Source organism: Achromobacter sp. MYb9 (assembly GCF_002975275.1).
Taxonomy (GTDB): Bacteria; Pseudomonadota; Gammaproteobacteria; order Burkholderiales; family Burkholderiaceae_B; genus Achromobacter.
In genome coordinates this window covers 260,633-282,586 of the sequence record NZ_PCOQ01000005.1, presented here as the reverse complement: position 1 = coordinate 282,586, position 21,954 = coordinate 260,633, and the positions used below count along the sequence as shown (strand labels likewise).

The following is a 21,954-nucleotide window of genomic DNA, read 5'->3' as shown; positions in this document are numbered from 1 at the left end:
TTTCGGTAGTCTAAGAGCCTCTCGGCAGTGAAAAGCACTGATTATTTGTGTTCGCCAGTGCTTTTCTCGGGCCCAGCCCTGTTTTTTGATCGCCAAAAGTGAAATGCGCGACCTCGACCGAATCGACCTGAAAATCCTGGATATCCTGCAGCGCGAAGGCCGCATTTCGGTCACCGAATTGGCCGATCGGGTGAGCCTGTCCGCCACCCCCTGCTCGGACCGCGTCAAACGCATGGAGCGCGAAGGCGTCATCACGGGTTACCATGCGCGCGTCAACCCGGCCGCGTTGGGCAAGAACCTGCTCGTCTTCCTGGAAATCAAGCTGTCCGCCAAATCCGGCGATGTCTTCGACAAGGTCAAGAAAGAGCTGCTGTATGTGCCCGAAGTCATGGAATGCCATCTGGTTTCCGGCGACTTCGACTATCTGGTGAAGGCGCGCCTGACCGAAATGAACGAATACCGCCGCCTGCTGGGCGAAATCCTCAAACGTCTGCCCGCCTCCGCGGAATCGCGCAGCTACGTGGTCATGGAGGAAATCAAGGAAACGTTGTACCTGCCCGTCGATCGATAGGCGGTGCACGGCGGTGCAAGGGGGCCCTGCCCTTGATAGCCCCGAAGAGATGCGGTTTATTACCGAATCCGCACGCGCCGGCTGCTATGCTGGCGGCCCTCCGACCCGCGCCGGCAAGCCTGGTCAGACCCTAATTCTTTTCGACTCTGCTTATGAATCGTCTCTATAAATACTTCTTCCGCGGCCTGATCACGGTCCTGCCGCTGGCCTTGACCCTCTATCTGCTGTACATCTTCCTGGCCTGGACGGAAGCCGTGGCGCTGACCTTCCTGCGCCCTTTCATCGGCGGCTTCTACGTGCCGGGCATGGGCCTGGCGCTGGGCATCCTGGGCATTCTGGCTATCGGCTACCTGGTCTCGAAACAGCGCGTGCAGCGTTTCCTGACCGTGGTTGAAATGCCGTTCACCAACCTGCCCGTGGTCAAGAGCATCTATTCGTCCTTGAAGAGCTTCGCGGACTATTTCTCGCCCAGCTCGAAGAACACCGCGCAGCAGGTCGTGATTCTGCGCGTGCCGGGCCAGCAGCTGGAGCTGGTGGGCCTTGTCACCCGCCGCAGCGTGGAAGGGCTGCCCGAAGGGTTCACCCAGGGCGACCGCGTAGCCGTCTACCTGCCGATGGGCTATATGATCGGCGGCTACACCGTGTTCGTACCGCAAGACTGGGTGCAACCGATCCAGATGTCGGTCGAAGAAGCCATGCGCTCGTCCCTGATCGCCTGGATGGCGCGCGCGGAAAGCGCCCCGCGCCCCGCGGCCCCCACCGTGCCCGAAGCGCCGCCGGCCACCCCCGACAACACTGGCGGCGGCCCGGCCTGACACGGCCCGACGCCCGAGCCCACGCGCCCCGGGCGCTGATCGCTTCCCCAACTGAATCCACGCACGCCCTCCATGCCCATCATCGAATTCACGCTTGCCGACGGCAGCCCCTACATTGAAGTCAATCAACTGCTGAAAGCCACGGGCGTCTGTGACAGCGGCGGCGCCGGCAAGATGATGGTCGCGGACGGCCTGGTCAGCGTGGGCGGCGTCATCGAAACCCGCAAGACCGCCAAGATCCGCGGCGGCCAGATCGTCACCTGCGGCGACGTCCGCATCGTGGTGCGCGCCGCCGATACGGCCGCCGACGACGCCTGACCCCTGCCCCGCCCGACACCGCAACGCCGCGAGCCACCATGAAACTCAAGATGTCCCAGAACTCGATCTTCGCCGTCCTGCTGCGCTCGCCGTGGTGGATGAGCGCTGGCGTGGCCGTGCTGCTGTGCGTGGGGGGATTCGCCGCCCTGCCGCGGGACTTCGCGGCGATGGGCGTCTTCGCGGCGGTGCCGTTCGCGGTCATTTCCATCATGGCCGCCTACAAACAGCTGCGGGCGCCCTCCGACACCCGCGTGCAGGCGGTGGCGGAAGCCACCGCGGCCATGTCCTGGGCTGACTTCGCCAACACGGTCGAAGCCGGTTTCAAGCGCGATGGTTGCGAGGTGCAGCGCCTGCAGACGCCCGGCGCCGACTTCGCGCTCAGCAAGGACGGCCACGTGGCCATCGTCAGCGCCAAGCGCTGGAAAGCGGCCCGCGTGGGCGTCGATCCGCTACGCGAATTGCAGGCGGCGCGCGAAAAACGCGGCGCCCGCGAAGCGATCTATATCGCCCTGGGCGACGTGTCCGACAACGCGTGGCAGTACGCAAAGTCGCAAGGCGTATCGCTGATGACGGCGCCTGAACTGGCCAAGCTTCTGCGCGACCTGAAAGTCTGATCGCCGCCGGCGGGCGTCACACCACCATCACGGAAGTGGCCGCGATCACGCGCCATTGGCCGGACGCCGCGTCCGGCGCCCAGGTGCGCATGAATCGAAACATGCCGTTGGCCGGCACGCCGTTATAGCTACCCGAGATCCGGACCTGCACCGACACGATGGCGCATTCCGCGCGCGGCAGGATATTCAGTTCAGAGAACTCCAGCCCATGGATCTTCAGCATGCCCGACCGGTGCGCGTCCAGGTCGTCTTCCCGGGTGAAGCTCCAGCCCATATGGTTGGTGTACAGCAGTGCCGGATCCAGCAAACGCTCCAGCGCCTCAACGTCGGAAGCCAGCATCGCCTGGCGCAATTCCTCTTCGGCGGCTTGAATCCGCCCTGCTATCGTTTGGCCCATCGTCATTGCCTTCGCGGTATATCAACGCCGGCATTCTATTCCGACACGAGGCGTCGTGCTTTGTTGCCAAACTCCCGACCGGCGTTCGCGGGCTTACGATTAAATGCGAGTCCGGCTGCACCCGCCGGCTTCCCTGGACTCGCCGAGAATCTTCCATGACCTACCGTATCCTTGCCGACCTGGTCCTCGTCGCGCACGGCCTCTTCGTCGCCTTCGTCATGTTCGGCGGCCTGCTGGCATTGTGGCGCCCCCGCATCGCGTACTGGCACCTGCCGGCGCTGGCCTGGGGTGCCATGGTGATCGGCATGGGCTGGATCTGCCCGCTGACCCCGCTTGAGGTGTCGCTGCGGCAACAGGCCGGCCAGCAGGGATACGCTGGCGGTTTCATCGAACACTATGTGCTGGGGCTGATCTACCCCGAAGGCATCACCCGGACGACGCAGATCGTGCTTGCCGCGCTGCTGATCGTGGGCAATATCGTGGTGTACACGTTATGGGCGCGACGGCGCCGGCGCAACTTTTCCCAAGGATCCGACGCATGACCTCCCTTCCCGACCCCAGCCAGATGATCCGCGCCTACGACGCAGAAGGCCGCGAGATCCGCATCACCCGCGAGCAATGGCGCGACAACGTGCTGCCGGGCGCCATCGAACAGGACTGGAACGATGCCGACCGCCTGGCCGGCTTGATCATCCAGTCGCTTAACGACGGCTTCATCGACGAGATGGTCGGCCCCGCCGAACGGCTGGCGGAACTGGACCGGAACGCCGAACGCGCGGTGGTGCTGCAAGCCATCGTCTACATGAAGCAGGGCCGGCTGGACGACAGCGAAGGCGTACTGCAGGCGTTCTGCGCGCAACACGGCGAAACCGGCATCGTGCTGACCAATCTGGCGAAAGTCCATGCCGAACGGGATGACGAAGCCAACGCGCTCGACACGCTGTGGCGCGCGCTGCAATTGGACCCCAACCAGGACAACGGCCTGGGGTGGTTCGAGGCCATCCACCGCGATGTCGGCGGCGACGCGGCGGGCATCGCGGCGATGCGCAAGGTCGCCGCGCTACCCGGCAGTTGGCGCGCGCGACTGTGGCTGGCACGCGGGGAACTCGGTTCGCACAACTACGCGGGCGCGCTCGCGCTGTACCGCGAAGCGCTGTCATATGCAGGGCAACCCACGCCCGCCGATCTGCTGATGCAAATGAGCGGCGATCTGGGCAATGCCGGCCGCATTGCCGACATCCTGGAATTGGCCGGCCCCCGGTTTCAGGCGCAGACGCATGGCCTGCCAGTGGGCAACAACCTGGTCAAAGCCAACCTGCGCATGGGCAGGCTGGATGACGCCCAACAGATCCTGGACCAGTTGCGCGCGCTGAACCGTCCCGACTGGCAAGAGACCCTGGCGTATTGGGACAATGAACTGGCGCAGGCCCGCCCCGGTGGCGCCGCCGCCCGCGACAATGGCTGAAGCCGGCTCGGCCGCGACGGCGCGGCCTGGCTGAACCACGCGCAGGCTAGAGGCCGCGCGCGATGACCAGCCGCTGGATATCGCTGGTGCCCTCGTAGATCTGGCACACGCGCACATCGCGGTAGATGCGTTCGACCGGGAAATCCTTCAGATAGCCGTAGCCGCCCAGCGTCTGGATGGCGGCCGAGCAGACCTTTTCGGCCATCTCGGAGGCGAACAGCTTGGCCATCGACGCCTCGGTCAACGCCGGCCTGCCCGCTTCGCGCAATGCCGCGGCATGCAGCACCATCTGGCGCGCCGCATGAATCTGGGTCGCCATGTCGGCCAACCGGAACGAGACGGCCTGGTGTTCCATGATGGGCTTGCCGAAGGCCTGGCGGTCGCGGGCGTAATCGCGCGCGCATTCGAACGCCGCGCGCGCCATGCCCACGGATTGCGAGGCGATGCCGATGCGCCCGCCTTCCAGGTTGGACAGCGCGATCTTGTAGCCCTCGCCCTCGGCGCCCAGCCGATACGCAGCGGGGATGCGCATATCCTCGAAGGCGATCTGGCAGGTGTCCGAGGCGTGCTGGCCCAGCTTGTCCTCCACCCGCAGTACTTGGTACCCCGGGGTGTCCGTGGGCACGATGAACGCAGAAATGCCGCGCTTGCCGGCGTCGGGGTCCGTCACCGCGAAAACGATTATCGTCTGGCCGCTTTTGCCCGACGTGATGAATTGCTTGGCGCCGTTCAGGATGTAGTCGTCGCCGTCACGGCGCGCGCGGGTGTGCAGGCTGCTGGCATCAGACCCCGCCTGCGGCTCCGTCAGGGCGAAACCGCCGATGTGTTCGCCCGTGGCCAGCGGCCGCAGGAACTGCTCTTTCTGCGCATCCGTGCCGAACTTCAGGATGGGCATGCAGGCGACCGAATTGTGCACGCTCATGATGGTGGAACACGCGCCGTTGCCTGCGGCGATTTCCTCCAGCGCCACGGCATACGACACGTAGCCGCTGGCGTTGCCCTCCCATTCCTCCGGCACGAGCATGCCGAAGAAGCCCAGTTGCGCCATCTCCTGGATGGCGTCGGCGGGATAGTGATGTTCGCGGTCCCAGCGTTCGGCGTTGGGCGCCAGCCGTTCCGCGGCGAAGCGGCGCGCCATTTCCTGAATGCTGAGCTGTTCTTCCGTCAACAACATGCTTTTCGTCTCCTGAGATGCAAGGCGGGCTGACGCGGGATGGGCGCCGCCCGTTCTGTTTTTTGCACGGCCGCAGCGGGTTCGCGGGCGTGGCATGGCATGGCATGGCATGGCATCGAGAATACACCGCCGGTCGGCTTGGGCGGCATCGGGAGATTCGCGCATTGCGACATAAAGAACTTGATAAGTTGCTTGAAATCCTGAATTCGATTTATCATGTAACTTACCAAGTATCTTGATCAGCCTGAACAGGAATCTCCCTATGATTTACGACGCCATCATCGTGGGCGGCAGCTTTGCCGGCCTGTCCGCCGCCATGCAACTGGCCCGCGCCCGCCGGCGCATTCTGGTGATCGACGGCGGCCTGCCCCGCAACCGGTTCGCCGTGCACGCGCACGGCTTCCTGGGCCAGGACGGCAAGCCGCCCCGCGACATCCTGTTGGAAGCACGCGACCAGTTGGCGCACTACCCCACTGTCAAATTCCTGGACGGCCAGGCGGTCGGCGCATGCGAACACGCGGGCCAGTTGCACGTGACGATGGCCGACGGACACGAAGTCCAGGGCAGGCGCCTGATCCTGGCGATCGGGCTACGCGACGAATTGCCCGCGATGGCCGGGCTGCAGGAACGCTGGGGGCAGACCGTGCTGCATTGCCCTTACTGCCACGGCTATGAAATGGCCGGCCGCCCATTGGGCGTGATGGCCGCCCATCCGCTGTCGGCGCATCAGGCGATGCTGCTGCCGGACTGGGGGCCCACCACGTATTTCACGCAAGGCGAATTCGAGCCCGATGCGGAACAGGCGGCCCGATTGGAAAAGCGCGGTGTGCGCATCGAACGCACGCCCATCGTCGAACTGATGGGCACGGCGCCCGCGCTGGACGCCGTCAAACTCGCCGACGGGCGGCGCATGGCGGTGCACGCGCTGTTCGTGGCCAGCAAGACCCATATGGCCAGCCCCTTGGCGATGCAACTGGGCTGCGCGTTCGACGACGGCCCAATGGGCCCGGTGATCCGCAGCGACGAATTCAGGCAGACGACGGTACCGGGCGTTTACGCCGCGGGCGACGCCGCCATCCCGATGAGCAACGCGACGCTTGCCAGCGCATCCGGGGTGATGGCCGGCGTGTGCGTGCACCGCTCGCTGGTGATGGAATAGGCGATAGGCAACTTACAGACGGCCGGGACCGTTCTGGTATGCGTGTCGCGCGGTGTTGATCCGTGCAGGTAGCGCGATTCGCTCGCGCTACCTGCACCCTGCCGATCAGCAATGGCTTACCCTGGGCAATGACTCACCCCTACCGGACCTTGCCCTCCTTCCAGGCCGCCAGCAGCTTTTCATAAGGAATGGTCTCGCCCTTGGGCTTCTCGTTCGCCAGTTTCTTCCAGGGCGCGTGCTGATCCGACAGCCACTTGGCCGGGTCGCTCTTGGCGTTGAGCTTCGGCGCGCATTGCGCCATGCCCGCCCGTTCCAGGCGTGCCATCACCTGGTCCATTTCATTGGCCAGGTTGTCCATCGCGGCTTGCGGGGTCTTTTCGCCCGTGACGGCCGTGGCGACGTTCTTCCACCACAGTTGCGCCAGCTTCGGATAGTCCGGCACGTTGTTGCCCGTGGGGGTCCATGCCACGCGGGCCGGACTGCGGTAGAACTCGATCAGGCCGCCGTAGTTCGCGGCGTTCTTGGTGAAGAAGTCGCTATGGATGTCGCTGTCGCGGATGAAGGTCAGGCCGGTGATGGACTTCTTCAAGGACACGGACTTCGACGTGACGAACTGCGCATACAGCCACGCCGCGGCCATCTTGTCCGGGTTGGTGGACTTGAAGAAAGTCCATGACCCCACGTCCTGGTAGCCGTTCTGCATGCCGTCCTTCCAGTACGGGCCATAGGGCGACGGGGCCATGCGCCATTTGGGGGTGCCATCGTCGTTGACGACCGGCAGTCCCTTCTTCGTCATGTCGGCGGTAAAGGCCGTGTACCAGAAGATCTGCTGAGCGATCTGCCCTTGCGCCGGAACGGGTCCGGATTCCGAGAAGGTCATGCCCATGGCCTGCTGTGGCGAATACTTCTTCATCCAGTCGATGTACTTCGTCAGCGCATAGACGGCGGCCGGACTGTTGGTGGCGCCCCCTCGCGATACCGACGCGCCCACCGGCGTGCATTTGTCGTCGGCAACGCGAATGCCCCATTCGTCCACGGGCATGCCGTTGGGCAAGCCGCGGTCGGCGGCGCCGGCCATGGACAGCCAAGCGTCGGTGAAGCGCCAGCCCAGCGACGGGTCCTTCTTGCCATAGTCCATGTGGCCATAGACCTTCTTGCCATCGATCTCCTTGACATCATTGGAGAAGAAATCCGCGATGTCCTCGTAGGCGGACCAGTTGGTGGGCACGCCCAGGTCATACCCGTACTTTGCCTTGAACTTGTCTTTCAGGTCCTGGCGGGCAAACCAGTCGGCGCGGAACCAGTACACGTTGGCGAATTGCTGGTCGGGCAACTGATACAGCTTGCCGTCGGGCGCGGTGGTGAACTTGGTGCCGATGAAATCCTTGATGTCCAGGTTCGGGTTGGTCCATTCCTTGCCCGCCCCGGCCATGTAATCGGACAGCGGCAGGATGGCGCCGTAGCGGTAGTGCGTGCCGATCAGGTCGGAGTCCGAGATCCAGCCGTCGTAGATCGACTTGCCCGACTGCATGGAAGTCTGCAGCTTTTCGACGACGTCGCCTTCCTGGATCAGATCGTGGTTGACCTTGATGCCGGTGATTTCACTGAAAGCCTTGGCCAGCGTCTTGGATTCGTATTCGTGCGTGGTGATGGTTTCGGATACGACGCTGATTTCATTGACCCCCTTGGCACGGAGCTTGGCGGCGGCGTCCATGAACCACTTCATTTCCGCCATCTGCTGGTCTTTGGACAACGTCGATGGCTGGAATTCGGAATCCACCCACTTCTTCGCTTCCGGCTCGCCGGCCCATGCCCCTGACGTTCCGATCAGGGCGATAGCGGCCGCCATGGCGTGCATGCGCAATTTCATGACCTGTCTCCTCGAATGGCCTTCCCCATCTGTTGCTGCGGACCTCTGGCCGGGGAAGATGCGGGCCCGTAGTCCTTGAACCAAGTGAGGGATCGAAACGCCCCTTCAGCCTTTCCTCATGATGAAGGCCAACAGCAGCATGGACAGCACGAAACTGATCCACACCGATGGCGGCTCATCCAGCGAAAACCATTCCACCGCCTTTTGCCCGAACCCCAGAAATGCCAGGTTGAGCCAGGCTGCGGCCATCAGGCCGATGAACAACCTGTCGCCCCGAGTGGTGCGCAACGGCAGGAAGCCCTTGCGCTCGACCGTGGGCGACTTCAATTCCCAGACCGTCATGCCGACCAGCATCAGCACGATGCAGGTGAAGAACACGGCGACGGGAGTGGTCCAGACCATCCAGCTGAACATGGGGCGTTCCTCCTAGGGTCCCTTTGCGCTACACCCGGCCCATCGCGAAGCCCTTCGCGATGTAGTGGCGCACGAACCAGATGACGATGCCGCCCGGCACGATGGTCAGCACGCCCGCCGCCGCCAGCACCCCCCAATCCATGCCGGAAGCCGACACGGTTCGGGTCATGGTGGCAACGATCGGTTTGGCGTTGACAGACGTCAGCGTGCGCGCCAGCAGCAGTTCCACCCAGCTGAACATGAAGCAGAAGAATGCCGCCACCCCGACGCCCGACTTGATCAGCGGCAGGAAAATCGTCAGGAAAAAGCGCGGGAAGGAATAGCCGTCGACATAGGCGGTCTCGTCGATTTCGCGGGGCACCCCGGACATGAAGCCTTCCAGAATCCACACGGCCAGCGGCACGTTGAAGACCAGATGCGCCAACGCCACGGCCAGGTGCGTGTCCATCAGCCCGAACGAGCTGTACAACTGGAAGAACGGCAGCAGGAACACGGCGGGCGGCGTCATGCGGTTGGTCAGCAGCCAGAAGAACACATGCTTGTCGCCAATGAAGCGGTAGCGCGAAAACGCATAGGCGGCCGGCAACGCGACGGCCAGCGAGATCACGGTGTTGATGACCACGTAGATCAGCGAATTGATGTAGCCCGAATACCAGGCCGGATCCGTGAAGATCGTGCGGTAATGCTCAAGGGTGAAATCGCGCGGCCACAGGGTCAGGGTGCTGACGATTTCAGTGTTCGTCTTGAAGGACATGTTCAGCATCCAGTACAGCGGCAGGATGGCAAACACCAGGTAAAGGATCAGGAAGGCGGAACGCCACCAGGTCGATTGATCACGCATTGGCATGCTCCTCGTCGACGCCGCCGGTCGTGCCCGCACGCTGCATCCAGTTGTAGAGGATGAAGCACAGCAGCAGGATGATCAGGAAGTAGATGATCGAAAACGCCGCGGCCGGCCCCAGGTCGAACTGGCCCACGGCCTTCTGCGTCAGGTACTGCGACAGGAACGTCGTGGCATTGCCCGGTCCGCCGCCCGTCAGCACGAACGGCTCGGTGTAGATCATGAAACTGTCCATGAAGCGCAGCAGCACCGCGATCATCAGTACGCCGCGCATCTTGGGCAGCTGGATGTAGCGGAACACGGCCAGGCGCGACGCGCCGTCGATGCGGGCGGCCTGGTAGTAGGCGTCGGGGATGGCCCGCAGCCCCGCATAGCACAGCAGCGCGACCAGCGGCGTCCAGTGCCAGACGTCCATGACCAGCACCGTCACCCAGGCGTCCACGTCATTGCCGGTGTAGTTGTAGTCCACGCCCAGCCAGGACAAGGTGGCGCCCAGCAGGCCGATGTCGGTACGGCCGAAAACCTGCCAGATGGTGCCGACGACGTTCCACGGAATCAGCAGCGACAGCGCGATGATCACCAGCACGGCCGAGGCGCGCCAGCCGCTGGCCGGCATCGACAGCGCCAGCAGGATGCCAAGGGGGATCTCGATGGCCAACACCGCCAGCGAAAAGCCGATCTGCCGGAACAAGGCGCCATGCAGTTCCTCGTCCTGCAACACCGCGGCGTACCATTCCGTTCCGACGAAGACGCGGCGTTCGGGGGAAATGATGTCCTGCACCGAATAGTTGACGATGGTCATCAGTGGCAGGATGGCCGAGAATGCCACGCACAGCACCACGGGCAGGACCAGGAACCAGGCCCGGTGATCAATGGGTTTCATGGAATCAGCGCCTCGTCGCGGTAGAAGCAGGTATGCGGGTTAAGCACCGACAGCCAGACCGTGCCGCCCGCCGCGGCCGGCACGACCCGGCTGCCGAGCCGGGCCCGCACCGGGACGCCCTCGAAGTCGCCCACCAGCAGGGTATAGGTGCCCACGTCCTGCACCCGGTCCACGCGCACGGGCACCGCGCCAGCCGCGCCGGCATCGGTCACGCGCAGGTATTCAGGGCGCACCCCCAGCTTGACGGGGCCTGCCCCCGCCAGCTTGGCGCCCAGGTCCTCGGGCGCGCCGCCAACGCGGCTTTGCCCCACCATCAGTGCGCCGTCGCGCCATTGCGCGGGCAGGAAGTTCATGCCGGGAGAGCCGATGAAGTGACCGACGAACGTGTGGGCGGGCCGTTCGAACAGGTCATCGGCGCTGCCGACTTGCACGGCGCGGCCCCGCGCCATCACCATGACCTGGTCGGCGAAAGTCAACGCTTCGGTCTGGTCGTGGGTCACGTAGATTAGCGTCAACTTGAACTCGTGATGGATTTCCTTGAGCTTGCGCCGCAGTTCCCATTTCAGTTGCGGGTCGATAACCGTCAGCGGCTCGTCGAACAGAATGGCCGACACGTCGCTACGCACCAGGCCGCGCCCCAACGAGATCTTCTGCTTGGCGTCGGCCGTCAAACCGCTGGCACGGCGGTCCAGCACGGCTGACATCTCGAGCATTTCGGCGATGCGGCCCACGCGTTCGCGGATGCGATCCGGCGCGATGCCGCGGTTGCGCAGCGGGAACGCCAGGTTTTCCGCCACTGTCATCGTGTCGTACACGACGGGAAACTGGAACACCTGGGCAATGTTGCGCGCCTGCGGGGTCTTGGCGGTGACGTCCTGCCCATCGAACAGGATGCGGCCATGCGATGGCCGCAGCAAACCCGACACGCAATTCAGCAAGGTGGTCTTGCCGCAGCCCGACGGCCCCAGCAAGGCATAGGCGCCGCCGTCGCGGAACGTGAACTTCAGTGGCAGCAGCGCGTAGTCCTCGTCGGTCTTGGGATCGGCCACGTAGGAGTGCGACAGGTCCAGCTCGATCTGCGCCATCAGGCTACCTCCCCGGCGCCGGCAGGTTGCCGAGGCGCGGCCAGCAGCGCGCCATCGGCGCCGAAGGCATAGGTCTGCGCCGGGTCGAAATACAGCTCGACGCGCTGGTCCAGCGTGTACCGGTGCACCCCCGGCAATTGCGCAACGACATTACCCGCCGCCGTTTCCGCGTGGACGAAGGTGTCCGACCCGGATATCTCCGCCAGCTTCACCACGCCGGGCAGGCCGATGTGGCCGGGGCGCGGCGCGACGTCCAAGGCCCCGGCGCGCAAGCCCGCGGTCAGGTCCGCGCCCGTGCCGGGCGGCAAGTGGCGCGCCACCGCCATCTGGCCTTCCAGGACGAAGCCCGCGTCCGTGCGGCGCGCGGCGAACAGATTCATGGGCGGATCGCTGAACGCGCGCGCGACCCGGATCGAATTGGGCCGGTGAAAGACCTCGGCGGTCGGGCCGTATTGCAACAGTTCGCCGGCGTCCAGTACCGCCGTGTGGCCGCCAAGCAACAGCGCTTCACCGGGTTCGGTGGTGGCGTACACCACCGTGGAACGTCCTTCCGCGAACAGTTCGGACAGTTCTTCGCGCAGTTCTTCGCGCAACTTGTAGTCCAGATTGACCAGCGGCTCGTCCAGCAGAATCAACGGCGCGTCCTTGACCAGCGCCCGGGCCAGCGCCACGCGCTGCTGCTGCCCCCCAGACAGTTCCGAGGGGTAACGGTCCAGCAGGTGGTCGATGTGCAGGCGCGCCGCCATGGCGCGAACCTTTTCGCGGATGTCCCGTTCCCCACGCAGTTTCAACGGGGACGCAATGTTGTCGTGGACCGACATGGACGGATAGTTGATGAACTGCTGGTAGACCATGGCGACGTTGCGCTGGCGCACCGGCACGCCGGTCACGTCGGCGCCGTCGACCAGCACGCGGCCCTCGGTCGGCCGGTCCAGCCCCGCCATGATGCGCATCAGCGACGTCTTGCCAGCCAGGGTCGCCCCCAGCAATACCGTCATGGCGCCCGGAACCGGGGCCAGGCTCATGGGGGTCAGGTGCGTCTGCGAGCCGGCCCGCAAACCAATCCTGTCCAAGGTCAGCTGCATCTAGTCTCCTCTACCTACTTATATGTCCCTATTTTTCACACGGACTTCGGTATTCGGTACAGCGCACTGCCTGTGCGCGAATGCGCGCAACAGCATGAGCATACTCTTTCAGATGGCTTTCGTTTTTTGTGCGTTTTACCCAAGAAGCGAACAAAAAACAATCTTGCAGTGCGGCATTATTTTTCGCTTTTGTTGTTTTATCATTCGTCCATGACACTGAATCCACGACAAAGCGCTTTGATCGAAATGGTGCGGGCCCAGGGCTCGGCATCGATCGAAGAGCTTGCCAAACGCTTTGACGTCACGCTGCAGACGGTGCGGCGCGACGTGAACATCCTTTCCGAAGCCGGCCTGCTGTCGCGCTTTCACGGCGGCGTGCGCATCGAGGCCTCGACCATCGAGAACATCGCCTACCGTAAGCGCCAGGGACTGCACGCAGCCGGCAAGCAGCGCATCGCCGAAGCCGTGGCCCGCGCCGTGCCCGACGGCTGTTCACTGATCCTGAACATCGGCACCACCACCGAGGCCATCGCACGCGCCCTGCTGCGCCATCGCGGCCTGCGCGTCATTACGAACAATCTGCACGTGGCGGACATCCTGTCCGACAACCCCGACTGCGAAGTCATCGTCGCGGGCGGCGTGGTGCGTTCGCGCGACCGCGGCATCGTCGGCGAAGCCACCATGGACTTCATCCGGCAGTTCAAGGTGGATATCGGGCTGATCGGCATTTCGGGCATCGAAGCCGACGGCACGCTGCGCGACTACGACTTCCGCGAGGTACGCGTGGCGCGAACCATCATCGAGCAATCGCGCGAGGTCTGGCTGGCGGCCGACAGCAGCAAATTCAAACGCCAGGCCATGGTGGAACTGGCGCACATATCGCAGATCGACCGCTTTTTCACCGACGCGCATCCGCAAGAGCCCCTGGCGCAAGTGCTGCTGGATTCCGGCGTGCGCTGCGAAGTGGCGGCGGCGCCGAACGCGGCCGCCGGGGCGCCGGCAGCCGAGGTATCGGCTGGCGCCACGGCCTCCACGAACCCTTCGGCATCCCACGCTTGAACCGGCGCGCCGGACCCGGACTCACCGCCCGCCGCCGCCCGCCCGCACACGACAACCACGCTTTTACCTGGCGGCCCCGCCGCAACGACTTATGAACCAACCGCTCGCCAACGTCACCCCGCCCGACCGCAACCGCCTGTTGTCCACCCTGGACAACACGCCTTCCTGGGACGTCATCGTCATCGGCGGCGGCGCGACGGGCCTGGGCACGGCCGTCGATGCCGCCTCGCGCGGCTACCGCACGTTGTTGATCGAAGGCGCCGACTTCGCCAAGGGCACCTCCAGCAAGGCCACTAAGCTGGTGCACGGCGGCGTGCGCTATCTGGCCCAAGGCAACGTCAGCCTGGTGCGCGAAGCGCTGCACGAACGCGGCCTGCTCAACCGCAACGCGCCGCACCTGGTGTGGCCGCTGGGCTTCGTGGTGCCCGCGTACAACTGGATGGACCAGCCCTTCTACGGCATCGGCCTGAAGATGTACGACATGCTGGCCGGCAAACTGAACCTGGCGCCCAGCCGCTGGCTGTCGCGCCGCGACACGCTGGCCAACGCGCCGACGCTGGCCGAAAGCGTCAATGGCCGCGGCTTGAAGGGTGGCGTGCTGTATTACGACGGCCAGTTCGACGACGCACGCCTGGCCATGAGCCTGATGCGCACGCTCTTCGACCAGGGCGGCACGGCGGTGAACTACGTGCGCGCCACCGGGCTGACCACCAGCAACGGGAAGGTTGACGGCGTGACGGCGCAAGACGTGATCGGCGGCGCCAGTTTTTCATTGCGCGCCCGGTGCGTGATCAACGCCACCGGTGTCTGGGTGGATGCCGTGCGCCGCATGGAAGACAAGAACGCGCCGACCATGGTCGCGCCCAGCCAGGGCGTGCACCTGACCTTGCCGCGCGACTTCCTGCCCGGCAATCGCGCCATCCTGATCCCCAAGACCGATGACGGCCGCGTGCTGTTCGTCGTGCCATGGAACGGCCACACCATCGTGGGCACGACCGACACGCCGCGCGACGACCTGCCGCTGGATCCGGAAGCCGGCGCCCAGGACGTGGATTTCATTCTGGGCACGGCGGCGCGCTACCTCAGCCGCAAGCCCACGCGCGACGACGTCACCAGCGTCTGGGCAGGCCTGCGCCCGCTGGTCAAGGCCACCGGCGAGGCGTCGACCAAGCAGCTGTCGCGCGAACACACCATCCTGGTGTCCAACGCCGGGTTGGTGACGGTGACGGGCGGCAAGTGGACGACGTACCGCCGCATGGCGCAGGACGTGGTGGATACCGCCATCCAGCACCAATTGCTGACGCAGGCCACCTGCCGCACCGAATCGTTGCCGCTGCACGGCGCCTCCGGCCTGGCGCCTGCGCAGGAACACGCCGGCACGCCGGACAGCTACTACGGCAGCGACCTGGCCATCCTGAAGGCGCTGCCTGGCGCTGACCGCATGCTGGTCAACGCCAGCGGCCTGTCGGAAGCGCACGTGCGTTTCGCCGCGCGTTTCGAATTGGCGCGCAGCGCCGAAGACGTGCTGGCCCGCCGCAACCGCGCGCTATTCCTGGACAGCGAAGCCGCGATGCTGGCCGCGCCGGAAGTGGCGCGCATCCTGGCCGAAGAACTGGGTCACGACGCCGCCTGGCAGCAGCGGACGTTGCAGAGCCTGGCCGTGGTCGCGGCCAACTACCGTCTGAAATGACGCCGGCGCGTGCCGCTATGGCACGCGCAACGGGCTTTTCAACATCATCGCTTCGAACAGCCGCAGCAGGTCCGGATCGGACTTGGATCCGGCCTCGCGGTTCAGGATACGCATGATCTCGGCGTGCGAACGCGCCGGGTGATAGGGCCGCGTATCGCCCAGCGCGTCGTAGGAATCCGCTAGCGAAATGATGCGCGAATGCAGCGGGATATCGTGCCCCGACAACCCTGCCGGATAGCCGCAACCGTCGAAGTGTTCGTGATGATGGCGCACGGCATGCGCGATCAGGTCGCGTTGCGGCATCGCGCTTTGCATGATGATGTCGGCGCCGGTGGCGGCATGCGATTTCATGATTTCCCAATCGTCGGCATCCAGGCGCTTGGGGGAAAACAGCACGCGGTCGGGCGTGCCGATCTTGCCGATGTCGTGCAGTCTGGCGGCGACGGCCACGACGGCTTGCTCGGATTCGGGCAGCCCGCAAGCCTGGGCCAGCGCCACACTCAGCGCGACCACCCGGTCGCAGTGTCGGCCCGTGGCCGGGTCACGCGCCTGCATGGCGGCAAACAGCGCGGCCTCGCAGGAACCAACGGGGTATTCGGGTACGTCTGGGGGCATCAGGAAAGATGCGTGGCGTTGCAGCGGAACGGCACGCAGTGTGTCAGAAAGTAGCAATTCTGACACACTGCGAAGCCATCCTGGCGAACCGTGTCAGCTCTTCAACCGTTCCAGCAAAGCTTGCGCCACGCCCACGGAAGAGGCCGGATTCTGCCCCGTGACCAGCAATCCATCGGTGACCACGTGCGGCTGCCAGTCGGGCCCGCTGCGGTACAAGCCCCCCAGCCGGATCAGTTCGTCTTCGACCAGGAACGGCACGACGTCGGTCAATTGCACCGCCGCTTCTTCCGCATTGGAAAAACCGGTGACCTGACGCCCCTGCACCAGCGGCTTGCCGTCGGCGGTCTTGGCGTGGCGCAGCAGGCCGGGCGCATGGCACACCGCGGCCACGGGCTTGCCCGCGGCCAGCATGGTCTCGATCAGGCCCACCGACTTGGCGTCTTCGGCCAGGTCCCATAGCGGACCATGGCCCCCTGGATAGAACACCGCGTCGTAGTCGGCGGCCTGCACATCCGCAAGCCGCAAGGTCGACGCCAACCGGCGCTGCGCATCGACGTCCTGGCGAAAGCGCCGCGTGTCGTCGGTCTGTGCGTCCGGGTCGTCGCTCTTGGGGTCCAGTGGCGGCTGGCCGCCCAGGGGCGACGCCAGCGTCACCGTGGCGCCCGCATCGACGAAGGCGTAGTACGGCGCGGCAAACTCTTCCAGCCAGAAGCCCGTCTTGCGGCCGGTGTTGCCCAGCGTGTCATGCGAAGTCAGCACGATCAGGATTTTCATATTGCGCTCCGTTGCGTGGCGCTATTGATCCGGGCCGACGCGCACGATGCGCTTGCCGGCGTTCTCGCCCTTCAGCAGCCCCATCAGGCCGCGCGGCGCATTCTCCAGCCCTTCGACCACGTCCTCGCGGTACTTGATGCGGCCTTGCCCGATCAAGTCTTCCATGGCCTCGCGGAATTCGCCGTAGCGGTGCGCGTATTCGTTGAAGATGATGAAGCCCTGGAACGTCAGCCGCTTGGTCAGGATGGTGCGCATCAGCAGCGCCAGGCGGTCCGGTCCCTCGGGCTGGCTGGTGGCGTTGTAGGCCGAGATCAGCCCGCAGACCGGCACGCGGGCGCGCGGGTTCAACAGCGGCAGGACGGCATCGAACACCGCGCCGCCCACGTTTTCGAAGTAGATGTCGATGCCTTGCGGAACGGCGCGCGCCAGGCGGCCAGGCAGGTCGGGCGCTTTGTGGTCCAGGCAGTCGTCGAAACCCAGCTCATCGACGACGTAGCGGCATTTGTCGGCGCCGCCCGCGATGCCCACGACCTTGCAGCCGTGGATCTTGGCGATCTGCCCCACCACCGCGCCCACCGCGCCGCTGGCCGCGGCCACCACCACGGTTTCACCGGCCTTGGGCCGGCCGATGTCCAGCAAGCCCATGTAGCCCGTGAAACCGGGCATGCCCAGCACACCCAGCGAATAGGACGGATGCTGCGGATTGGCGCCCAGGCGCAGCAGGCCCGTGCCGTCGGACACGGCAAAATCCTGCCAGCCGGATTGGGCCAGCACCCATTCGCCGGGTTGATAGTCGGGATGGTTGGACGCGTGGACCCGCGTCACGGTGCCGCCCACCATCGGTTGGCCAATCTGCACGGGTTCGGCGTAGGACGGCGCATCGCTCATGCGGCCGCGCATATAGGGGTCCAGCGACAGATACACGGTGCGCAGCAGCACCTGGCCGGGGCCGGGCTGCGGGACGTCGCTTGTTTCCAGACGGAAATCGCTGTCTGCGGGTTCGCCATGCGGGCGCGAAGCCAGCACGATACGGCGATTGATCGACGATGATTGCGGCATGAAGTCCAGCCTCCTACAGGAAGCCGCCCGGGCCTTGCGGGCAAAACCCGGGTGGCAAGTTGGGGAACCGGACCATTACACCACCCTTGTCCGCCGCCCTGCCCGGAAACCCTGCCAATGCGCCGTCTTTTAATTAATTAAATATTTAATTAAACTATGCGCCATGTGCCCTTCCCCGCTTCCCGCCCCGCGCCGCCCAGGCCGCCCCGCGCGCCCCGACAACGCCGCCATGCGCGCCCAGCTCCTGGACATTGCCACGGGCCTGTTCGCGTCGCAGGGCGTGGCCGCCACCACCATCGCCCACATCGCGCAGCGTGCCGCCGTGACGCCGGCGATGGTGCACTACTACTTCAAAAGCCGCGACCAGCTGATCGACGCCGTCGTGCAAGAGCGGGTTTTGCCGGTCATCGGCTACGTCTGGGCGCCGGTGCCGTTGGCCGGGGACCCGGACGCCAATCAGGACCCGGCGGCCGCCGCGCGCGGCTATCTGGTGGAAATCGTGAACCGGATCGTGCAAAGCGCCACTGAGCGGCCCTGGCTGCCGGCCTTGTGGATGCATGAAGTCGTCAACGAAGGCGGCCAGCTTCGCGAACGCGTGCTGCCGCATTTGCCGTCCGGGCGCTTGCAGGCCTTTGCCGGGCTGATCGGCCAGGCCCAGCGCCTGGGCGCCATCACGCCGGGCGTCGAGCCTCGCCTGGTATTCCTGTCCATCCTGGGGCTGACGTTGCTGCCGCTGGCAACCTCCAGCCTGTGGCGCCGCATCTGGCAAGGCGACGCGCAAGCGCAGGCCATCGATACCGAGGCGATCGCCGCGCACGCCATCGCCATGCTGACCGGCGGATTGTTCTTGCCGCCCTCCCCGCCTTCCGCCTCTGCCTGAAAGACGCCGACCATGCGAACCCGTCCCGCTTCACTTCGTTTGCCGCCAGACCTGCCGCGCCTGGCCCGCCGGGCAACCCTGCCGCTGGCCTTGCTATTGACCCTGCTGCTGGCCGGATGCGGCAAGGACCCCGCGCCCTTCTATCAAGGCTACGTGGAAGGCGACTACGTGTACGTGGCCTCGTCCGAGGCCGGCCGGCTAGATGCGTTGTCGGTCAAACGCGGGCAGCAAGTGTCGGCGGATGCGCCGTTGTTCACGCTTGATGCCACGCGCGAACGCGCCGCCCGCGACCAGGCCAGCGCACAGTTGGCCGCGGCCACGGCGCAGCTGCAAGACATCGCCACCGGCAAACGGCCACCCGAAGTGGACGTCAGCCGCGCCCAGCTGGCGCAGGCCGAAGCCGCCAGCCGCCGGTCGGCGGCGCAGTTGCAACGCGATAACGCGCAGTTCCGCATCGGCGGTATCGCGCGGGCGCAGTTGGACGACAGCCGTGAACAGGCGCAGTCGGACGCGGCCCGCGTGCGCGAACTGCGCGCGCAGCTGGACGTTGCCGCCCTGCCCGGGCGCGAAGACCAGCGGCGCGCCCAGGCCGCGCAGGTGGACGCCGCCCGCGCGACGCTGGCCCAGGCCGAATGGACGCTCGCGCAAAAGCAGTTGAGCGCCCCGGCGGCCGGTCAGGTTTTCGACACGATGTACCGCGTGGGCGAATGGGTGCCTGCGGGCAGCCCCGTCGTCAGCCTGCTGCCGCCCGGCAATATCAAGGTCCGGTTCTTCGTGCCGGAAACCGTGGTGGGGTCGTTGAAGGCCGGCCAGCAGGCCAGCCTGCGCTGCGACGGCTGCGGCGACCCGATACCGGTGCGCATCGACTACGTATCGAACCAGGCCGAGTACACGCCGCCCGTCATCTACAGCCGCGAAAGCCGCAGCAAGCTGGTCTACATGATAGAAGCCCGGCCGGCCCAGGACGTCGCCACGCGGCTGCATCCGGGCCAACCCGTCGAGGCCATGCTGCAATGAGCACGCCACCCGCTGCCGCCGCCGATTCCCCCAGCGCCGATCGCGACGCCCGCGCCGCCGTCATCGACGTGCACGGGCTGAACAAGCACTTTGGCGACAAGCACGTCGTCAACGACGTGTCGCTGCGCGTGCGTGAAGGCGAGATCTTCGGCTTCCTGGGCCCCAACGGCAGCGGCAAGACCACCAGCATCCGCCTGATGTGCGGCCTGCTCACGCCGGATTCGGGCAGCGGCACTTGCCTGGGCTACGACATCCTGCAAGAAAGCGCCGAAATCAAGCGGCACGTGGGCTACATGACGCAGAAGTTCTCGTACTGGGACGACCTGACGATCCGCGAAAACCTGGATTTCGTCGCGCGGATGTACGGCATGCCGCGCCGCAAGGAAACGGTGGACCGTGCGCTGGAAGACCTGGGGCTGCACAGCCGCGCCAGCCAACTGACGGGATCGCTGTCGGGGGGATGGAAGCAGCGGCTGGCGTTGGCCGCTTGCCTGCTGCACGAGCCGCGCCTGCTGCTGCTGGACGAGCCGACGGCCGGCGTGGACCCGACCGCGCGGCGCGACTTCTGGGAACAGTTGCACGAGCTGGCCGCGCGCGGCATCTCGGTGCTGGTCAGCACGCACTACATGGACGAGGCCGAACGCTGCCACAAGCTGGCCTATATCTCGTACGGCAGGTTGCTGACCCAGGGCACCGCGGAAGAAGTGATCGCCGAACAGCGTCTGACCACCTGGGCCATCCATGGCCATAACCTCGTGCCGCTGGGCCAGCGGCTGCGCGGCGCGCCGGGCGTGGACCAGACCGTGGCGTTCGGGTCGGCGCTGCATGTCAGCGGCCAGGACGCCGGGCAGCTGGAACAGACGCTGCGCAGCGCCATCGATGGCCAGGACTTGCGGCTGGAGCGGATCGACACCAGCCTGGAAGACGTTTTCATCTACTTGATGAACCGGTCCACCGACAACTTCGCGAGCCCGTCATGATGCGCCATTTGCAAGGCTTTTCGTGGGCGCGGTGGTGGAGCATGGTGCTAAAGGAATTCCTGCAACTGCGCCGCGACCGCATCACCTTCGGCATGATCGTGGGGCTGCCTATCATGCAGCTGGCCTTGTTCGGTTACGCCATCAACACCGATCCCAAACAGATGCCCACGGCCGTCATCACGGCCGACCACAGCCCGTTCACGCGCAGCTTCGTCGCGGCGATGAAGTCGTCGGACTACTTCCACATCACGGAAGAGCTGGACAACGAGGAAGCCGGGCGCGCGGCGCTGGCCCAGGGCCGCCTGCTGTTCGTCGTGACGATACCGCCCGATTTTTCGCGCCGGCTGTTGCGCGGCGAACGCCCCGCCCTGCTGATCGAGGCCGACGCCACCGACCCCATGGCCACCGGCATGGCCATCGGCGCGGCCACCCAATTGACGCAGGCCGTGACGCAAAAAGACCTGACCGGGCCGCTGGCGGGGCTGGCGGGCGGACAGCCGGCCTTCGACGTGCGCGTGCACCGGCTCTATAACGAAGAGCAGATCTCGCAATACAACACGGTGCCCGGGTTGATGGGCGTGATTCTGACGATGACGCTGGTGATGATGACCGGCCTTGCCATGACCCGTGAACGCGAACGCGGCACGATGGAGAACCTGCTGTCGATGCCCGTGCGCCCGATCGAGGTGATGACGGGCAAGATCGTGCCCTACATCGCGATCGGGCTGATCCAGGCCACCATCATCCTGCTGGCCGCGCACTTCGTCTTCCATGTGCCGATCCTGGGCAGCCTGCTGTCCGTCTACCTGGCCGCGCTGTTGTTCGTGGCCGCCAACCTGACGGTGGGCATCACGCTGTCGTCGCTGGCGCAGAACCAGTTGCAGGCCATGCAGCTCACCATGTTCTATTTCCTGCCCAACATGCTGCTGTCCGGCTTCATGTTCCCGTTCCAGGGCATGCCCATGTGGGCGCAGTACCTGGGCAATCTGCTGCCGCTGACGCACTTCAACCGGCTGATCCGCGGCATCCTGCTCAAAGGCAACGGCTGGTGGGACCTGTGGCCCAGCATCTGGCCGCTGATGCTCTTCACCGTCGTCGTCATGACCGCCGCCGTGAAGTTCTACCGCCGAACCCTGGATTGACGCGCCATGTCCCGCCTAGCCCCATTGCTTTCCGATTCCCGTCCGCT

The 21,954-nt window shown here is 65.4% G+C and carries 24 protein-coding genes; 13 read left to right on the top strand and 11 right to left on the bottom strand.

Annotated elements, in window-relative coordinates; genetic code table 11:
• Positions 1-103 precede the first annotated feature (103 nt).
• The 4 genes from CQ050_RS11040 (at position 104) to CQ050_RS11025 (ending at position 2,318) form a co-directional block, all read left to right on the top strand.
• Positions 104-571 carry a winged helix-turn-helix transcriptional regulator gene (locus CQ050_RS11040; protein ID WP_088587260.1) on the top strand — a complete coding sequence of 156 codons (468 nt, stop codon included), beginning with the start codon at positions 104-106 and terminating at the stop codon, positions 569-571.
• Positions 572-723: 152 nt separating this feature from the next.
• Positions 724-1,386, top strand: coding sequence for a DUF502 domain-containing protein (locus CQ050_RS11035; protein WP_105556860.1), 663 nt, complete (start codon positions 724-726; stop codon positions 1,384-1,386).
• A gap of 72 nt (positions 1,387-1,458) precedes the next feature.
• Entirely contained in the window at positions 1,459-1,704 is a 246-nt protein-coding gene (locus CQ050_RS11030; RefSeq protein WP_105556859.1) for an RNA-binding S4 domain-containing protein, read from the top strand.
• A gap of 38 nt (positions 1,705-1,742) precedes the next feature.
• On the top strand, positions 1,743-2,318 hold the full coding sequence (locus tag CQ050_RS11025; RefSeq protein WP_105556858.1) for a restriction endonuclease: 576 nt from the start codon (positions 1,743-1,745) through the stop codon (positions 2,316-2,318).
• A 16-nt stretch (positions 2,319-2,334) separates the two neighbouring features.
• Here the strand turns inward: CQ050_RS11025 and CQ050_RS11020 are convergent, their stop codons facing one another.
• Complete coding sequence (locus CQ050_RS11020; protein ID WP_105556905.1) at positions 2,335-2,715, bottom strand: nuclear transport factor 2 family protein; 381 nt, start codon at positions 2,713-2,715, stop codon at positions 2,335-2,337.
• Between the two features lie 155 nt (positions 2,716-2,870).
• On the opposite strand from CQ050_RS11020, the gene CQ050_RS11015 reads away from it, so the two are divergent.
• Both CQ050_RS11015 and CQ050_RS11010 read left to right on the top strand, forming a co-directional pair.
• A complete protein-coding gene (locus CQ050_RS11015; RefSeq protein WP_105556857.1) occupies positions 2,871-3,257 on the top strand; it encodes a DUF2784 domain-containing protein in 387 nt (128 codons plus the stop codon).
• Positions 3,254-4,180 (top strand): lipopolysaccharide assembly protein LapB, encoded by a 927-nt coding sequence (locus CQ050_RS11010; protein WP_105556856.1) that lies wholly within the window; start codon positions 3,254-3,256, stop codon positions 4,178-4,180. The genes CQ050_RS11015 and CQ050_RS11010 overlap by 4 nt, the downstream gene beginning before the upstream one ends.
• 46 nt (positions 4,181-4,226) lie before the next feature.
• On the opposite strand, the gene CQ050_RS11005 is transcribed toward CQ050_RS11010, so the two are convergent.
• Positions 4,227-5,354 (bottom strand): acyl-CoA dehydrogenase family protein, encoded by a 1,128-nt coding sequence (locus CQ050_RS11005; RefSeq protein ID WP_105556855.1) that lies wholly within the window; start codon positions 5,352-5,354, stop codon positions 4,227-4,229.
• A 262-nt stretch (positions 5,355-5,616) separates the two neighbouring features.
• Between CQ050_RS11005 and CQ050_RS11000 the strand changes: the two genes are divergently transcribed.
• Complete coding sequence (locus CQ050_RS11000) at positions 5,617-6,513, top strand: NAD(P)/FAD-dependent oxidoreductase (RefSeq protein ID WP_105556854.1); 897 nt, start codon at positions 5,617-5,619, stop codon at positions 6,511-6,513.
• A gap of 139 nt (positions 6,514-6,652) precedes the next feature.
• Here the strand turns inward: CQ050_RS11000 and CQ050_RS10995 are convergent, their stop codons facing one another.
• The 6 genes from CQ050_RS10995 to CQ050_RS10970 all read right to left on the bottom strand — a co-directional run bounded on the left by CQ050_RS10995 (position 6,653) and on the right by CQ050_RS10970 (position 12,691).
• Entirely contained in the window at positions 6,653-8,383 is a 1,731-nt protein-coding gene (locus CQ050_RS10995) for an ABC transporter substrate-binding protein (RefSeq protein ID WP_105556853.1), read from the bottom strand.
• A 105-nt stretch (positions 8,384-8,488) separates the two neighbouring features.
• Positions 8,489-8,797 (bottom strand): DUF2160 domain-containing protein, encoded by a 309-nt coding sequence (locus CQ050_RS10990; protein WP_105556852.1) that lies wholly within the window; start codon positions 8,795-8,797, stop codon positions 8,489-8,491.
• A 28-nt stretch (positions 8,798-8,825) separates the two neighbouring features.
• A complete protein-coding gene (locus CQ050_RS10985) occupies positions 8,826-9,638 on the bottom strand; it encodes a carbohydrate ABC transporter permease (RefSeq protein ID WP_105556851.1) in 813 nt (270 codons plus the stop codon).
• A complete protein-coding gene (locus CQ050_RS10980) occupies positions 9,631-10,521 on the bottom strand; it encodes a carbohydrate ABC transporter permease (RefSeq protein ID WP_105556850.1) in 891 nt (296 codons plus the stop codon). Before CQ050_RS10980 ends, CQ050_RS10985 begins: the two co-directional genes overlap by 8 nt.
• The gene (locus tag CQ050_RS10975) at positions 10,518-11,606 is read right to left on the bottom strand and encodes an ABC transporter ATP-binding protein (RefSeq protein ID WP_105556849.1); all 1,089 of its coding nucleotides are present in this window, start codon (positions 11,604-11,606) and stop codon (positions 10,518-10,520) included. The genes CQ050_RS10980 and CQ050_RS10975 overlap by 4 nt, the downstream gene beginning before the upstream one ends.
• Positions 11,606-12,691 carry an ABC transporter ATP-binding protein gene (locus CQ050_RS10970; RefSeq protein WP_105556848.1) on the bottom strand — a complete coding sequence of 362 codons (1,086 nt, stop codon included), beginning with the start codon at positions 12,689-12,691 and terminating at the stop codon, positions 11,606-11,608. Before CQ050_RS10970 ends, CQ050_RS10975 begins: the two co-directional genes overlap by 1 nt.
• Before the next feature lie 210 nt (positions 12,692-12,901).
• Here CQ050_RS10970 and CQ050_RS10965 point away from each other — a divergent pair, with 210 nt between their 5' ends.
• The gene (locus tag CQ050_RS10965; protein ID WP_233213956.1) at positions 12,902-13,750 is read left to right on the top strand and encodes a DeoR/GlpR family DNA-binding transcription regulator; all 849 of its coding nucleotides are present in this window, start codon (positions 12,902-12,904) and stop codon (positions 13,748-13,750) included.
• A gap of 91 nt (positions 13,751-13,841) precedes the next feature.
• On the top strand, positions 13,842-15,440 hold the full coding sequence (locus CQ050_RS10960) for a glycerol-3-phosphate dehydrogenase/oxidase (protein WP_105556846.1): 1,599 nt from the start codon (positions 13,842-13,844) through the stop codon (positions 15,438-15,440).
• Between the two features lie 15 nt (positions 15,441-15,455).
• Here the strand turns inward: CQ050_RS10960 and CQ050_RS10955 are convergent, their stop codons facing one another.
• The 3 genes from CQ050_RS10955 to CQ050_RS10945 form a co-directional block, all read right to left on the bottom strand.
• Positions 15,456-16,055, bottom strand: a complete 600-nt coding sequence (locus tag CQ050_RS10955) for an HD-GYP domain-containing protein (protein WP_105556845.1) — start codon at positions 16,053-16,055, stop codon at positions 15,456-15,458.
• A 93-nt stretch (positions 16,056-16,148) separates the two neighbouring features.
• On the bottom strand, positions 16,149-16,829 hold the full coding sequence (locus CQ050_RS10950; RefSeq protein ID WP_105556844.1) for a type 1 glutamine amidotransferase domain-containing protein: 681 nt from the start codon (positions 16,827-16,829) through the stop codon (positions 16,149-16,151).
• Positions 16,830-16,850: 21 nt separating this feature from the next.
• Positions 16,851-17,888: an NADP-dependent oxidoreductase gene (locus tag CQ050_RS10945; protein WP_105556843.1), complete on the bottom strand. Its 1,038-nt coding sequence runs from the start codon at positions 17,886-17,888 to the stop codon at positions 16,851-16,853.
• Positions 17,889-18,117: 229 nt separating this feature from the next.
• On the opposite strand from CQ050_RS10945, the gene CQ050_RS10940 reads away from it, so the two are divergent.
• Genes CQ050_RS10940 through CQ050_RS10925 form a run of 4 tightly spaced genes read left to right on the top strand, consistent with a single transcriptional unit; the run spans position 18,118 to position 21,907 of the window.
• Positions 18,118-18,768 (top strand): TetR/AcrR family transcriptional regulator, encoded by a 651-nt coding sequence (locus CQ050_RS10940; protein WP_369868270.1) that lies wholly within the window; start codon positions 18,118-18,120, stop codon positions 18,766-18,768.
• Between the two features lie 12 nt (positions 18,769-18,780).
• Positions 18,781-19,785, top strand: coding sequence for an HlyD family secretion protein (locus CQ050_RS10935; protein ID WP_105556841.1), 1,005 nt, complete (start codon positions 18,781-18,783; stop codon positions 19,783-19,785).
• Positions 19,782-20,765 (top strand): ABC transporter ATP-binding protein, encoded by a 984-nt coding sequence (locus tag CQ050_RS10930; RefSeq protein WP_233213954.1) that lies wholly within the window; start codon positions 19,782-19,784, stop codon positions 20,763-20,765. The genes CQ050_RS10935 and CQ050_RS10930 overlap by 4 nt, the downstream gene beginning before the upstream one ends.
• Complete coding sequence (locus CQ050_RS10925; protein ID WP_105556840.1) at positions 20,762-21,907, top strand: ABC transporter permease; 1,146 nt, start codon at positions 20,762-20,764, stop codon at positions 21,905-21,907. The genes CQ050_RS10930 and CQ050_RS10925 overlap by 4 nt, the downstream gene beginning before the upstream one ends.
• Positions 21,908-21,954: the final 47 nt, after the last annotated feature.